This is a genomic window from Bacillus fungorum (genome assembly GCF_002746455.1).
Lineage (GTDB): Bacteria > Bacillota > Bacilli > Bacillales > Bacillaceae_G > Bacillus_A > Bacillus_A fungorum.
The window spans coordinates 41,828-54,722 of the sequence record NZ_NWUW01000026.1 but is presented as its reverse complement, the minus strand read 5'-3'; the positions used below and the strand labels follow the sequence as shown (position 1 = coordinate 54,722).

The window sequence follows — 12,895 nt, the reverse complement described above, 5'->3', positions numbered from 1 at the left end:
CCTTAAAATTTAAATTTGTTTAACTACCTTACATTTATAATTATATCATTAGTTCTTACAAAAGTAAATACTTTTGTAAGAACTTGTGTAAAAACTTTTGATTTTTTTCGGTTTTTCTTGCTTTTTTCTTTCGGGTTTGGGATTGTCCTTCACTTTTTGGGGGAGGTTGGCTAGGGGGTGTGGGGGATTATCCCCCTCGGTTTTAGGCGGTTTGACAGGCTACACTTAGTAACGCAAGTCGGCTGCCTTAACAGCTTCCTTTTTGGTGTCGGCTTGGCGTAAGACAAAAAGCCTGTCAAAAATTTAAAACTCAATATAGACTCGGTTTTCTTATGAAATATGCTTTTCCATTTCATAAGAAAATCGTGGCTAAGAGTGGAGATTTTTTTAAAAGTATGAAATGGAATGGAATACTTTTAAAAAAATACTACTCGGTATTGAATTTTGAATTAGCCCTTTCTTTTTCTTTTAGCTTTTCTTTTTATTAAAAAAAGTCATGTGGCCTACCGCTAGGTGGCTGCATGACTTTTCCTTTTTATTTCTTCTCTTTCTTTTTTCTTTTGCCTTTTTCTTTTACGCTCCGCGAAGTGGCGTTAAGAAATGATCAGGAACTTAGAAAGAGTTTCCTTTTAAAACGGTTTTCATTTAAAAGGTTACTCTTTCTAGTTATCGAGCATTTTAGTCCGAGTCGGCAATTATCAGCGAGTTTTCACCAGTCCATACTTTGCTTTTTAAGTATGGACCGGTGAATTACTCGCTGTATTGTGAGCCCAAATGATTTTCATTTAAATTTTAACTATATTGTTATGAACTAATAATTGAACAACAGGTGTTATAATTCGAGTCTGAAATTCCCAACTAACACTATCTTCAGCCCACTCTTTATTTTTCTCACTAATCTTTCCAGTTTCAAGGTATTCTTTTAAAATACAAATCAATTGATTATTCATTTTAACTTCATCAATTTCAGTCATGAATTTTTCGCCTTCTTGTAAATACTGAATAAATAACAACGCATTTTGTTGAGTTAACTCCATACGAGGTATTATTTTCTTTTCTAGTTCTTTAGTCATATCAGTTACTTTCATTTCAAAATCATGTATTTCTTGTAATCCCTCATTTTCAAGATACAAGTCATCTAGTTTCCCTAACCCTTGTATTATTAGTGTTGTAGCTTCAATAAATTCTTTTTGTTTTTCTCTATTAAGTATCATTTTAAATTGCTCCTTAATATTTGATTTAACCTAACCCTTTAATGACTTCTAACATATGATTATGAAAACTTGGTATTGTATAAAATGCAATGATAACTAAAAGCATTACTGAAATAGCATAATACTTAGAGAACTTCCACGTTTTAAATTTAAACTCTACGATCAGTACACTGATTACCAATAAAAGCAATACAAGTGACCAAACAATATCCATACACAACCTCCCTTTATTATTTAGTTAAAGGCTTCATTTCTTTGTATACACGATTTTTATTTATAATATACGCTATGAACCTTAGAAGTATGGAAGCACCTAATATAGCAAAAAATAAGACTTTAAAAATTACATTCTCTTGTTCTATAAATAAACCTGCTGCCATAAAAACACCTGAAACTATAACAATCGTTATTAATGATTTTATTACACTTTCAAAGAACTTTTTCTTTTTGAAATAACAAACAATTGCATTGTACCCCAATAACAAAACTATAAACGGAACAACCAATACAATTGCATGGTATATAGTAAATTGTAATTTCATCCTGTTATATAAATCAAAACAATATAACCAGCCAAATACAGCAAGTATAGAACAAATAATAAGAAGTAATTTATGAGAAAATTCATTTGTCATTACATTTGTCATTATTTTACTCATTATTATTCATTCCTATAATTTTGTCTTTTGGGTCAATAATTAAAATATTTTCTTCAAATGGAATGTTTTTAGATACATATTGCATTAACTCATTTATTTTTTCAGTGTGTGTTACTTCGATTTCTCCTAACGCTCGACTTCCTGATTTACGCACTAAATATATTTTTTGTGTATTTAATTCTAATCGGTAATACTCACCATCTTTCATAAAAGGTACATTAGTTATACAAGGCGTATTCCATTTTCGATTTTGTTTTAATAAATTTTCTATTGTTTTCTCAAATGGGTTACTCATTACTTTCCCCTCCCTGATCTTGCTTCAAAAATTACATATAGGCCACAAATATGCTTTATCATTTGTGCCAATATGTAATTTCGCTGGACTTATAATAAAAGATGTTTTGAACCTTTTTTTGTAACAATGCCACTCACTTTTTTATAATTCTTACTCCACATCATTAAACCTCCTAATATCCTATATTTTTCAATATCCTCCACCATCAAAGTTCCCTGAATCTCCACTTCCAATAGTTCCTGTATCATGGTTACGATGTGAACAACTTGCATCATCATTTGTAGACGAATTTAAAATTCCTGAGTTAAAAAGCTCTGTCATTCCTGAACTTGTTTTTCCTACTACTAGGGAATGCCTATTCAAGTTACTAGCATTAAAGCTTTTTTCTAAATTAACTTTTTTATTGTTTGATGATGTAGCCCCCATTGTATTTGAAGAGTAATCATAACCACCACCGCCATAATACCCAATTGAACGTCGAAACCACCATACATATATACGTAACATAATTAAAAAAGTAAATAACACGAGTAATATCATTAAAAACTTGTGTCCATATCCTGAAGTAAAAACTTCTAAAAGGTCATCAATATTTGATATTTTATCCATTTTATCAACTCCTTTTTTATCCTCGTATTCTCACTTTCATACCATCAATACTAACTTCTTTTCCTAATTCTTCAGCATAGTAGTCTTGACCATTATGTTGAATGATTGTATATATCCAATAAACTGATTCTGTTTCTTCATTTTTATATAGAATTTCACATTGACTTCCTGTTGTAAGATAGCGCCCTGACTGTAAAGCATATCTTTTATCCTTGTTATGTGAAATGTATCCTTCTTCCACAACATCTTTAGATACATATTCCAACCTATGATACATTTTTTCTAATTCTGTTAGCATGTAGTAATATTGGCTCATAATAAATTTTTCATCAAGATCATTGGCATTGTAGCAAACATTATCACAAGCATAGCCTGTTTTACTGATAATCTTTTTAATTTTATTTTTTAACAAATGCATTTCCTTGTGTAATACTTCTAAATCCATTGGTTCAAGACTTCTTTTAAAATCCATTTTAAACACTCCTTATTTTTACTTTATCACCTTATATTTCATATTATATCATTTGTTCTTACTTTTGTAAATACATTTGTAAAAACTATTATAAATACTTTTGTAAGAATTTATTTTATATAAATTTCACAATATATTAGGGATAACAAAATAAACAACAATGCTATATCCAATAACCGTTAAACACATAGAAATGAACCATTTAAAAAAGAGTTTTTCTTCATCTAATTGTAAACTTTGATGAAAAAAAACTCCGATGATTGAAAACAGAATGCTTATACATAGTGTTATAGTCAAAATAAGAATAACTTTTAATCCCATATTTAAACTACCTTCTATTGTTATGATAATTTTGTTTTAATATTTGATATTTAACTATACTTACAAATTGTCATATCTTCCAACAGATAACTTTTCAACGGCTGCCTTCTTTTCTGTATGGCTACTCGTTATGTAAATCATAGTTGTTTTTAAAGAAGAATGACCCGCATATTCTGCAATCATATGTACTGGAACACCTTTTATAACTAGGTCATGACAGAACGTATGACGCAATGTATGAGCCGTTAAATCGGAAATACCTGTTTTCTTTTGTAAAGTAATAAATAATTTAGTAATCCCCATTTCAGTAAATTGACTTCCTCGTTGGGATAAGAATACATATTCACTATCTTTATATTTATCTTTGTTATTTCGTACATCAAGCCATTTAGTCAAAATCTTTCCTAAATCATGATTTATTGGTAATTTTCTGCCCTTCATTCCCTTACTACTTCTAATTAAAATAAATCCTTCTTCTATATCCTTCAATTTTAATTCTGATACTTCACTAATTCGCAAACCAGCCAATAACATAATATTTACAACTGCTAAATTTCTGTATCCTCTCCATTCATTTTTTTCAAGAATTTTAGGATCTTCTACATAACGTAATAATGTTGCTTTTTCTTCTTTACTTAGCCATTTTACTTGCGACTCTTTAACATAACGAATACTTTTTAAATTCTGCGCTGGGTTAACTTCAATTAATTTCTGATTATATAAGAATGTAAAGAAATCCTTAATACAATTTACTCGCAATGAAATTGTATCAAAACTATACGGCTTTCCACTTACACTTGTTGTTTCCAACAGGTATTTTCTATAATCAATTAAATGGTCAATTCGAATAGTATTGATAGAATCCTCAAATGTCTCATAATAAGTACCAAAATTAGAATGATTTTCTTCGTACCATTTAATAAAATATCGAACAGCTTTTTCATATCCTTTTATTGTACTTTCTCGTTTATCTTCTTGTTTTAAATGTTCTTTATACATATCTAAATATGTCATTTCATCACCTATAATTTACTATTAATTTTTGTTTTGTTCTTTTCCTACTGAGTTGTCCATAAAAACAGTAAACGTTTTTCGGTCTGTTCCTTTTGCATTTCCTTTTTCTTTAGTTTGAAAACTTTCAATAATAGAAGCATAAAAACCAAAGAAAGCAAGAAATAGAACAATCGTACTAAAAGTGATTATAAATAAAATACTTTCACCTGCTGCATAGTAAAGATATGGACTTTTCATGTAATCCGTAAATGCTAAAAAAATTAATGAAAATGGGATTGTTGCCAACGGATAAAACAATAAAGTCGCTTTAAAACAAGTTATCCAAAATGCTTTTTTAAATACATTCACATTCGAATTGCTAACACCATTTAGAAACTTTTGAAATACTTGATTCATTACTCTTCATTCCCCTCTTTTTTCCTCCATTTTTTATAATACATACCGATCTCATCAGGTTTATCTAAAGGTGTTTTTACAGTTATTCTGTCCCTGTTTTGCATCTATTGTTACTATACCTTTTTTTTCACTTTTTTTATTAGCTTCATAATTTTTTCAACTTTATTAACAATATTGTTTAATTCTTTTTATCTCCATAAAACATTAGAAGAACTATTATAATTACTGATAAGCTAAAAGTAACACCACAAATTTTCTCAATTGTTTCAAGGGTAACTACCCGACATAAAAAAGCTACAGCACCACTAGTAACAAGTACCCCTACAAATATAGCTATGATTCCATCTAACTTTGAAACCATTTCATTCTTAAATTTCATTCTCTCCCTCCTTATTCATTTCTTTTTCTTGTTGACGTAAATAAAACAAATATCCAATTGAAACAATAACGCTAATACACAAACTAATATTTTTCCCTAATGTAAAACTCATTCCGAATACACCTAATAAAATAAATGCAATTACTGTAAAAGCCATTATATTTACAATGAAAAACCATAATACATAATAAGCCCAATTACTGCCGATTGTATTTGAAACGCTCCATTCAATTCTTTTGCCTACAAAACCGGTTGTTTTTTTTACATGCTTATTATTTTTTATTTTGTTCTTCATTTTTCGGAACATCGTTTTATTCCCCCTTTTATTATTTTTTCCCAAATAAAACATGTGCCATTACTATATGGTTTTCGATTTCGACTTTACGCCCATCCTCACATAAAATATTTTTACTTTCACCTTTAGTATCTGAAATCTCTATTTCATTGTATCCATCTATAAGTTTCACTACATATATGTAATTTTTAAAAGCGTATATAAGCGCAATTCTTCCTGAATCCTGTGAAAAAACCTCGCCTATTTGAACAGGGTCATAATAAAAGACATATTTCTCTAAAAAGGCAATTACACTTCCAACTCCGTTTTGAAACAAAAGACTTAGCAAATCTTGTTTTTTACTGATCTTAAAATCAATCTCTTTATCTGTAATATTGACATAATCACCAGCTTCACTAATTCCACCTAATTTTTTAGCTAACTTAATCATTTCATTATTAGATATCTTTTTATTAAGGTTCATTTTCATCTGTAATTTCAAATTCATTTTTATTCCTCCACAACTGGAAATTTCCCTTCCAATTTATACTTTAATTTTATAACATTTCCCTTCCAATTTCAATATATTTTCAATAAAAATGGAAGGATAATCTGCATTTCCCTTCCTTTTTTATTTCGAATTATACAACTGTTAATTTAAAAAAGTATTGGCCGCAAACATGATCTTCGTTTGTGCCAATACTTTTTATCATGTTTAATTACTTTTTTATTTTGATTAAATTCTCAAAATTATTATATAACAATTTAACATATTATTGAAATACAAACTAAAAATTGTATTTATTAAGGTTTTCTTTTTAAATTAGCTACAAGACCTAATTTTTGTAAAAAATCGGGATAATCTCCTTTAGGGTCAAAAATTTTCACTTCATTTTCACCATTATTAAAACTACCTTTCTTTTGTTTTATGTCATTCCAAGTGATTTTTCTAAATGGTATAGTTTTTGATATTAAAACCGCTTTTATTTCCTCTAAGGTTTCAAGTAAGTAAATAGAATTATTTTGTAATTTTTGTTTTCTTCCTAAAGCTGTTAACATTCTTTTATCTTCTGATATACTATTGTGTTTTTCAAACATTTCTAACAATTCTTTTTGATAATTTTCATAACAAAGTATATCAATAAATTTAGGTATAAATTCTTCGCTTCGAATTAAATCCAAGTAACTTTCTAACCATAAGTATGCTCTGAGTCCATCACCTGAATTATATATATGACACCCACCACATATCGGATCGACCAATGATGTTCTATTATAATCATGTGTAAGCCAATCATCTAAAGAAATGTAAAAACCAGCTTCATTGCTTAATCCGATTTTTAAATTAAATGTCCAATGACTTAATGCTTTTTTACGTTGTTCACTGACTTTCAAAACATACACCCCTTTGCTTATTTAATTACAAATTTAATCCAAAGATACTTCTTCAAGTTCTGTCCAATACTCATTTCCTATGTTATCCCTTACCCGAATACTAATTGATTTAACTCCACCAATTGTAGACTCCTTTGCATCAATAATTTCCACATTACGAGTAATTTGACCAGTACGACCAACCAATAATTCACTAAAATTCCATTTGAAACCTTTTCCGGTATGCGCTTCTGCTAATCTATTATTCATTTTATCTTCTCTCCATTCCCTTAGATTATTATTTAAGTAATTCAGCTACTTTTATTTCTTTTTTTTCATTAATAAATTCTTTCCAATTTTCTTTTGTCAAATTAGTTAATCCTTTTTCTTCGCCTTTAATAGCAAAGATTCCAAAGCGATTTAAAATATTATCTCCAATTTCCATATTTCCATATCTAAGAAACGCACTAATCGCTGGTTCATTTTTTCTTGGAATCTTTAAGTCTGTACGAATAAGAGCCGAAAACGGAATTTCCCCATGTAATACTTCTTGATCTTCTCTCAATTCTAAATCGAGCAATTCTATATAATGACAGGTTTTACCTTTAATGTGACCTAATGCATATCCAACTGAATTTTTAGCTTCTTCAATTGCTTCCTTTTTGTCATAATCAGCTTGAATTTTAAAACTACCATAAACAAGTTTTTTTAAACTTTCTTCCTCTGTTGGCTCATCTTGTTTATATTCCCCTTTTGTAGTTAAAGCTGAATATTCTTCAGCATCGACTAAAAATAAACGTTCTTTAATTTCCCATAGTGCATACTGCATTTTCATTATTTCTCTTCCCCTTTTTTATTAGTTTCTTTTTTTTCTAACAAAACTAAAGCAATTCTTATGCCTCCAATTACAACTATTCCTATAATAAAAGCTATAATCATTCTATCTGCTGGAATCATTGGTGTGAATGGCTGCAAGTTACTATTACTCAATACAAACATACACTTCCCCCTCTGAAAAAGAACTAATGATAAATAAGCTACTGCACATTAAAAATTAATTCTGTATATACTCGGTTTTTTACCTTTTCCCCTCTCTACTGTTATTAATTTGTTCTCCTCTAACTCTTTAATGACTCCTGGTATTAATGACCGATTAATTGCTAATAAATCCGAAAGGTCACTATATGTTTTTTCCATTTCCTTCATTTCTCGTAAAGTGTAAAGGAAAAACTTTGCTTTGTGCGAAATGTTTAATTTATAAATTTCCAATTAAATTACTCCAATCATTAAGTTTATGCTTAATGATTAATACCCTTACTTGTAGTATAAATAAATTACTACAAAAATACAAGTTCAAAATGAAATTTGTAACAATAAAGGTATTATGTTACAATAAGTTTAGGCAAAATTTCCAATTTTCTTGACACAACAGCATATTTATAGACCCTGAATCCTCTTTAATGCTGACAAAGAGGATTCTTTATTTACATACGATAAATACCTCTTTTATAGTATAAATAAATTATTGCTAGGCGGTTATTTCCATTTACAATCCTTACAATAACTGTTAGAATGAAGACTAATTCGTTGCTATGAATTAGAAGAAGAAGATTAATACCCTTAAAAAGACAGAAAATTTCTGTCTTTTTTTATTTTACAGTTTGATTCCATTTATAGTAAAATTTATATGAGTCTTATGACTAACTCGTCATTAGTCATTATCGCTACAAAACACCCAATAAAAAAGGATAGAGAATTTTCTCTATCCTTTTTTATAATCAACCCCAAGGTTCTCCATGTGTATATAAAATTATATTTGTATCCGTTTCTTTTGCTTCTACATGTGATGGGCTATCTACTCCATTTAAAACAAAACCTACTAATAATAAACTCATGACACCTACTATAACCTTTTTCATCTTAAAGCCCCTTTCTGAAATGCTTTTTCTTTTTCTTTAGTTCCCTTGTAGAAATATTTACTTGCCTTTTCATGATTTCCTTCTTCATGAAATTGCATTGCTAATACTTCAGAATACTCTTGTACGTACTCCCATAAACCTTCTTTTTCAAAATACGATAATCCTTCTAAAATAACTACTTCTAATAATTTCGCTTCAGGTTTTTGACATTTTCGTTTCAATATATTGAAATGATGCTGATACTCAACATTTTCAAATTTGTTACAAACCTCTAACCCTTTATCAATTAATTCAATTGCTTTCTTGATCTCTCCTAATTTCGAATACTCTCTAGCTTCTAAATAAACTGCTCTAAAGCTATCAGGATTCTTTTTCGTAACTTCAGATAAATGCCTAATTGCTAATACAGAAAGGTTTTGTTCTGCATACATAACACCTAAACTATGCTTACCACGTAATACAAGCGATTCTTCATTTTTCTTTTGCAAAACATTAATTGACGAGATTAAATATTCTTCTGCTTGTTCAAACTGGCTTAATTGAATACAAGCAAGTCCCAAAAGGTTGTCACAAGCTGCTATCTTTAAATCGTATCCAGCTTGTTTTAAAAATGTACTTTTTGCTTTAGAAACAAATTGAACAACTAAAACTGGCTGGCAAACATAATAATAATATGTTGCTAATTTAAAGTTATATTCAGCTTTCTCAATTTCATCAGGAATTTTAACGATAAATTCCCCAGCCTTTTCAAAGTCCTTTTCCGCTTCTTTATATTTTCCCATAATCATTTCATGTGTAGCTTTAAAAAAGTAATAATAATATGATAAGAAATCGTCACTAGAATTATGATTTATATTAAATTCTTTAAGTTCTGCTTTACTAATTCCTGAAACATTGGGGTAAAAATCGGAACATAAAATTTTATAGCGGAAATCTAATAACAAATAATACTCCAATATTTTCTGATCTTCTTCCATATGATTAATTTTCGAATCAATTTCTTTTTTTAACTCTTTAGCTTCGTCAAGATTTTGAGAACGAATTGTACGATACCAATTACCTAAAAGTTGTGTCATATGTTCTTTTGAGATTACTTGTACATTCATAAATTCCGGTCTCCTTTTCTTTGTAAATTAATTCCATCATACCAAAAAATTTTTTTCAAATAAACTTTATTTTCTGAAATTAAACTTTCTCACTACCGCCTTTCGCTCCGCTTCAGTTGGTGCGGTTGTAAAAAAGGAAAAACAACACGTTTTTTCCCTTTTTTACAACCCAAATTTTAATACTTACTAATTTTTCACAACTTTCTTTTCAAACTCAAAATTTATTTTCATTCCCTCACGCTTTAAAAATGCATCAAATGTTCTACCATCTTTTTCAAATCCTTTTATTAATCCCGTTTTCCCTTTTTCATCACATAATTTTTTCACTTGTGGTTTTGTGATATTCTTTCCTAAAATTGATTTACTAATGGTAAACTTACAACCTTCTTTATAATTTGTGCATCCAAAAAAGCTTTTTCTATCCACTATATTTCCTTTCTTACAAATTGGGCATTCACAAATAGCCCCTTCTTTTTCCTTTTGAATTTCTTCCATTTCTTCACCTAAGTCCATGCTTTTAATACTCACTTTTTTTGCTTCAATTAACTTTTCTACAAATTTACTAATACCAAAAATAAATGTTTCTTTCTTCTGTTTTCCCTCACCGATCTCTTTTAAAAACAGCTCCCATTTTCCTGTCATTAAAGGATTAGTTAACAACGTATCTGCAAGCATTTCACAAATTAATCTACCTTTTTTAGTGATAATAACTTTATTATTCTTAATTTCTATATATCTGTTATCCTGTAATGTTTCAATAATTCCAGCCCTTGTTGCTGAAGTTCCCAATCCCTCAACTTCTTTTAATATTTTAATTGCTTCTGAAGTCTCTTCTTCATCTTCTAAACTAAAATCATTATCTCTTAAACCACATGTTTGCATTAAAGGTATTAGTTGTCCTTCTGTTAGAGGTTTTGGTGGGCTAGTTTTCCCCTCTTTTTCTTCAATCTCCACTGTATAACTTTCACCAGCGTTTACTTTTGGCAATAATACATCGTTATTTTCTGCTTCTTCTTCATAAAGTTCTTTCCAACCCTTTGTAATTTCAACTTTTCCTTTTACATAAAAAGATAAATCCTGAATTTTTGCTGAAATTACTGTTTCCTCATACTCATATGGTTTATGAAACATTGCAATAGTTCTTGTTATAATAGCAAAATAAATATTTCTCTGATCTTTTGTTAAAGAATCTAATGTTTCTTTACTAGGTATATTTTCAGTGGGTACAATAGCGTAATGCTCTTTTACTTTTTTATTATCAATGTATTTTTTATTAGGTTCATATGAAGTAATTTCAAATGGCTGCGATACAATATTTTGATAATCTTTTACATGTTTTTGAATATATTCAAATTCATTTTCCGTTATATATTCACAATCCGAACGTGGATAAGTTACTAATTTTAATGGACTATCATACAACGTTTGAACAATGTCTAGCACCTTTTTAGGTGATAATTTATATTTTTTATTTGCATAAGTTTGAAGTGTAGCAAGTGAAAATAATTTTGGTGAAAACGATGGTTTTATTTCTTTTTCTACATCTGTGATAATTGCTTTTAAAGGTTTTTCATTTAATCGATGATTTCTTATAAACTTTTGAAACTCATTTTTATCTTCAAATTTATCAGTTGTTTTTAATATAATCGCTGGGTTAGTATTCACTATAGCTTCAATACTAAATATTGGTTTTGGTTCAAACTGTTCAATTGCTATTTGTCGGTCATAAATTAACTTTAATGTGGCGCTTTGCACCCTTCCAACAGAAAACTTTTCATTAATTCCTTTGTCCTTTAAGGCTAACGTAAAAAGACGGCTTGCATTAATACCAACAATCCAGTCTGCTCGTTGTCTCCCTTGTGCTTCTTCATACTTATTTTTATATTTATTACCATCTTGTAAATTTAACAAACCCTCTTTTACTTTTTTAGGAACAAGTGAATTTATCCAAAGACGTTGGGTTGGTTTATGTTCACAACCTGCCATTTTCATTATTAATCTTGCTATGTTTTCACCCTCTCTGTCTCCATCGGTACCCACGATCACGCTGTCAGCCATCCTTAATTGTTTCCTTGCAATCTCAAATAATCGTTTTGATTCTTTATCTGTTTTTAGTTTAAATTTAAATTCTTCAGGGATTATCGGTAAATCTTTTAAGTTCCATTTTCCCCATTCTTCTTTATAATCAATTGGGTCATAAAGTTCCATCAAATGCCCTTTAGCATGAACTATTACAAAAGTTTCATCTAATTCTCGAAAATAACCAGTATAATAACCATCTTTCTTTTGTACTCGCTCCATAGCATCACAATACGCTTGTGCTTGGCTCGATTTTTCCGCTAAAATAACTCGCATATTCTTTCCCCTTTTCCCATTTATAGATGTAGGCCACAAACATGCTTTATCGTTTGTGCCAATATCTATAAACATATTGTAATGATTAGAATTTCAAATTATAATGTTACTGACAATGCGAATTTGTCAGTGTAATTTTAATTTCTGGTTAAAATTATTTCCCTTAGACTCACACGCTGCCATGTGTGGGTCTTTTCATATTTGAAATTCATTTCATAAAAAATAAAAATCCCCCCAATACTAATAACCAAAAATGAGAAGCTATAATAATAGCATTCTTACAACCTATCCAAAAATCTAAATGATTACTAGGCTCATAATTATTATAATTCATATTTTCATCATTCATTTAACCCCTCCTTTGCAGTAATTTATTTAAACCTCTAATTCATTATAGTATATATAAATTACTACAACAACATATTTTATCCAAAAAAGGGAAAAAGCCCCTTCGTGTGGTCGAACTGGCAAAGGTAATCAACCACAAGGGACTTCGAGAAAATTTAGA

Annotated in this window: 20 protein-coding genes; all 20 read right to left on the bottom strand. The window is 29.2% G+C overall.

The genetic code is table 11. The features are described 5' to 3' along the window. Positions 1–785 precede the first annotated feature (785 nt). Positions 786–1,214: a hypothetical protein gene (locus CO726_RS25000; RefSeq protein WP_099686039.1), complete on the bottom strand. Its 429-nt coding sequence runs from the start codon at positions 1,212–1,214 to the stop codon at positions 786–788. Between the two features lie 25 nt (positions 1,215–1,239). Further along, positions 1,240–1,428, bottom strand: a complete 189-nt coding sequence (locus CO726_RS24995; protein WP_098205088.1) for a hypothetical protein — start codon at positions 1,426–1,428, stop codon at positions 1,240–1,242. Between the two features lie 16 nt (positions 1,429–1,444). Next, positions 1,445–1,873, bottom strand: a complete 429-nt coding sequence (locus CO726_RS24990) for a hypothetical protein (RefSeq protein ID WP_099686038.1) — start codon at positions 1,871–1,873, stop codon at positions 1,445–1,447. Beyond that, complete coding sequence (locus CO726_RS24985; protein ID WP_099686037.1) at positions 1,866–2,168, bottom strand: hypothetical protein; 303 nt, start codon at positions 2,166–2,168, stop codon at positions 1,866–1,868. The genes CO726_RS24990 and CO726_RS24985 overlap by 8 nt, the downstream gene beginning before the upstream one ends. Before the next feature lie 189 nt (positions 2,169–2,357). Further along, positions 2,358–2,777: a hypothetical protein gene (locus tag CO726_RS24980; protein WP_099686036.1), complete on the bottom strand. Its 420-nt coding sequence runs from the start codon at positions 2,775–2,777 to the stop codon at positions 2,358–2,360. Between the two features lie 16 nt (positions 2,778–2,793). Then, on the bottom strand, positions 2,794–3,249 hold the full coding sequence (locus tag CO726_RS24975) for a DUF5348 domain-containing protein (RefSeq protein WP_099686035.1): 456 nt from the start codon (positions 3,247–3,249) through the stop codon (positions 2,794–2,796). 381 nt (positions 3,250–3,630) lie between these two features. After that, a complete protein-coding gene (locus CO726_RS24965) occupies positions 3,631–4,584 on the bottom strand; it encodes a tyrosine-type recombinase/integrase (RefSeq protein ID WP_099686033.1) in 954 nt (317 codons plus the stop codon). Positions 4,585–4,605: 21 nt separating this feature from the next. Next, on the bottom strand, positions 4,606–4,980 hold the full coding sequence (locus CO726_RS24960; RefSeq protein ID WP_099686032.1) for a hypothetical protein: 375 nt from the start codon (positions 4,978–4,980) through the stop codon (positions 4,606–4,608). A 178-nt stretch (positions 4,981–5,158) separates the two neighbouring features. Continuing rightward, complete coding sequence (locus CO726_RS24955; protein WP_099686031.1) at positions 5,159–5,359, bottom strand: hypothetical protein; 201 nt, start codon at positions 5,357–5,359, stop codon at positions 5,159–5,161. Then, positions 5,349–5,666: a hypothetical protein gene (locus CO726_RS24950; RefSeq protein WP_099686030.1), complete on the bottom strand. Its 318-nt coding sequence runs from the start codon at positions 5,664–5,666 to the stop codon at positions 5,349–5,351. Before CO726_RS24950 ends, CO726_RS24955 begins: the two co-directional genes overlap by 11 nt. 19 nt (positions 5,667–5,685) lie before the next feature. After that, the gene (locus tag CO726_RS24945) at positions 5,686–6,141 is read right to left on the bottom strand and encodes a hypothetical protein (protein ID WP_099686029.1); all 456 of its coding nucleotides are present in this window, start codon (positions 6,139–6,141) and stop codon (positions 5,686–5,688) included. Between the two features lie 296 nt (positions 6,142–6,437). Next, entirely contained in the window at positions 6,438–7,028 is a 591-nt protein-coding gene (locus CO726_RS24940; protein WP_099686028.1) for a hypothetical protein, read from the bottom strand. A gap of 33 nt (positions 7,029–7,061) precedes the next feature. Continuing rightward, positions 7,062–7,277 carry a hypothetical protein gene (locus tag CO726_RS24935; RefSeq protein ID WP_099686027.1) on the bottom strand — a complete coding sequence of 72 codons (216 nt, stop codon included), beginning with the start codon at positions 7,275–7,277 and terminating at the stop codon, positions 7,062–7,064. A gap of 28 nt (positions 7,278–7,305) precedes the next feature. Beyond that, positions 7,306–7,842: a hypothetical protein gene (locus tag CO726_RS24930; RefSeq protein WP_099686026.1), complete on the bottom strand. Its 537-nt coding sequence runs from the start codon at positions 7,840–7,842 to the stop codon at positions 7,306–7,308. Next, positions 7,842–8,006 (bottom strand): hypothetical protein, encoded by a 165-nt coding sequence (locus tag CO726_RS31945; protein ID WP_169513081.1) that lies wholly within the window; start codon positions 8,004–8,006, stop codon positions 7,842–7,844. Before CO726_RS31945 ends, CO726_RS24930 begins: the two co-directional genes overlap by 1 nt. Before the next feature lie 48 nt (positions 8,007–8,054). Next, entirely contained in the window at positions 8,055–8,276 is a 222-nt protein-coding gene (locus CO726_RS24925; protein ID WP_099686025.1) for a MarR family transcriptional regulator, read from the bottom strand. A 509-nt stretch (positions 8,277–8,785) separates the two neighbouring features. Continuing rightward, the gene (locus tag CO726_RS31555; protein WP_136699846.1) at positions 8,786–8,926 is read right to left on the bottom strand and encodes a Phr family secreted Rap phosphatase inhibitor; all 141 of its coding nucleotides are present in this window, start codon (positions 8,924–8,926) and stop codon (positions 8,786–8,788) included. Further along, entirely contained in the window at positions 8,923–10,032 is a 1,110-nt protein-coding gene (locus CO726_RS24920; RefSeq protein ID WP_099686024.1) for a response regulator aspartate phosphatase, read from the bottom strand. The genes CO726_RS31555 and CO726_RS24920 overlap by 4 nt, the downstream gene beginning before the upstream one ends. A gap of 186 nt (positions 10,033–10,218) precedes the next feature. Further along, entirely contained in the window at positions 10,219–12,387 is a 2,169-nt protein-coding gene (locus tag CO726_RS24915; RefSeq protein ID WP_169513080.1) for a type IA DNA topoisomerase, read from the bottom strand. A 208-nt stretch (positions 12,388–12,595) separates the two neighbouring features. Beyond that, positions 12,596–12,736 (bottom strand): hypothetical protein, encoded by a 141-nt coding sequence (locus CO726_RS31940; RefSeq protein ID WP_169513079.1) that lies wholly within the window; start codon positions 12,734–12,736, stop codon positions 12,596–12,598. Positions 12,737–12,895 lie beyond the last annotated feature (159 nt).

What these genes read in the sequence shown, in the direction of transcription:
- CO726_RS25000 (WP_099686039.1), bottom strand. Translation starts at nt 1,214, where the DNA reads ATGATACTTAATAGAGAAAAACAAAAAGAATTTATTGAAGCTACAACA.
- CO726_RS24995 (WP_098205088.1), bottom strand. Translation starts at nt 1,428, where the DNA reads ATGGATATTGTTTGGTCACTTGTATTGCTTTTATTGGTAATCAGTGTA.
- CO726_RS24990 (WP_099686038.1), bottom strand. Translation starts at nt 1,873, where the DNA reads ATGAGTAAAATAATGACAAATGTAATGACAAATGAATTTTCTCATAAA.
- CO726_RS24985 (WP_099686037.1), bottom strand. Translation starts at nt 2,168, where the DNA reads ATGAGTAACCCATTTGAGAAAACAATAGAAAATTTATTAAAACAAAAT.
- CO726_RS24980 (WP_099686036.1), bottom strand. Translation starts at nt 2,777, where the DNA reads ATGGATAAAATATCAAATATTGATGACCTTTTAGAAGTTTTTACTTCA.
- CO726_RS24975 (WP_099686035.1), bottom strand. Translation starts at nt 3,249, where the DNA reads ATGGATTTTAAAAGAAGTCTTGAACCAATGGATTTAGAAGTATTACAC.
- CO726_RS24965 (WP_099686033.1), bottom strand. Translation starts at nt 4,584, where the DNA reads ATGACATATTTAGATATGTATAAAGAACATTTAAAACAAGAAGATAAA.
- CO726_RS24960 (WP_099686032.1), bottom strand. Translation starts at nt 4,980, where the DNA reads ATGAATCAAGTATTTCAAAAGTTTCTAAATGGTGTTAGCAATTCGAAT.
- CO726_RS24955 (WP_099686031.1), bottom strand. Translation starts at nt 5,359, where the DNA reads ATGAAATTTAAGAATGAAATGGTTTCAAAGTTAGATGGAATCATAGCT.
- CO726_RS24950 (WP_099686030.1), bottom strand. Translation starts at nt 5,666, where the DNA reads ATGTTCCGAAAAATGAAGAACAAAATAAAAAATAATAAGCATGTAAAA.
- CO726_RS24945 (WP_099686029.1), bottom strand. Translation starts at nt 6,141, where the DNA reads ATGAATTTGAAATTACAGATGAAAATGAACCTTAATAAAAAGATATCT.
- CO726_RS24935 (WP_099686027.1), bottom strand. Translation starts at nt 7,277, where the DNA reads ATGAATAATAGATTAGCAGAAGCGCATACCGGAAAAGGTTTCAAATGG.
- CO726_RS24930 (WP_099686026.1), bottom strand. Translation starts at nt 7,842, where the DNA reads ATGAAAATGCAGTATGCACTATGGGAAATTAAAGAACGTTTATTTTTA.
- CO726_RS31945 (WP_169513081.1), bottom strand. Translation starts at nt 8,006, where the DNA reads ATGTTTGTATTGAGTAATAGTAACTTGCAGCCATTCACACCAATGATT.
- CO726_RS31555 (WP_136699846.1), bottom strand. Translation starts at nt 8,926, where the DNA reads ATGAAAAAGGTTATAGTAGGTGTCATGAGTTTATTATTAGTAGGTTTT.
- CO726_RS24920 (WP_099686024.1), bottom strand. Translation starts at nt 10,032, where the DNA reads ATGAATGTACAAGTAATCTCAAAAGAACATATGACACAACTTTTAGGT.
- CO726_RS24915 (WP_169513080.1), bottom strand. Translation starts at nt 12,387, where the DNA reads ATGCGAGTTATTTTAGCGGAAAAATCGAGCCAAGCACAAGCGTATTGT.
- CO726_RS31940 (WP_169513079.1), bottom strand. Translation starts at nt 12,736, where the DNA reads ATGAATGATGAAAATATGAATTATAATAATTATGAGCCTAGTAATCAT.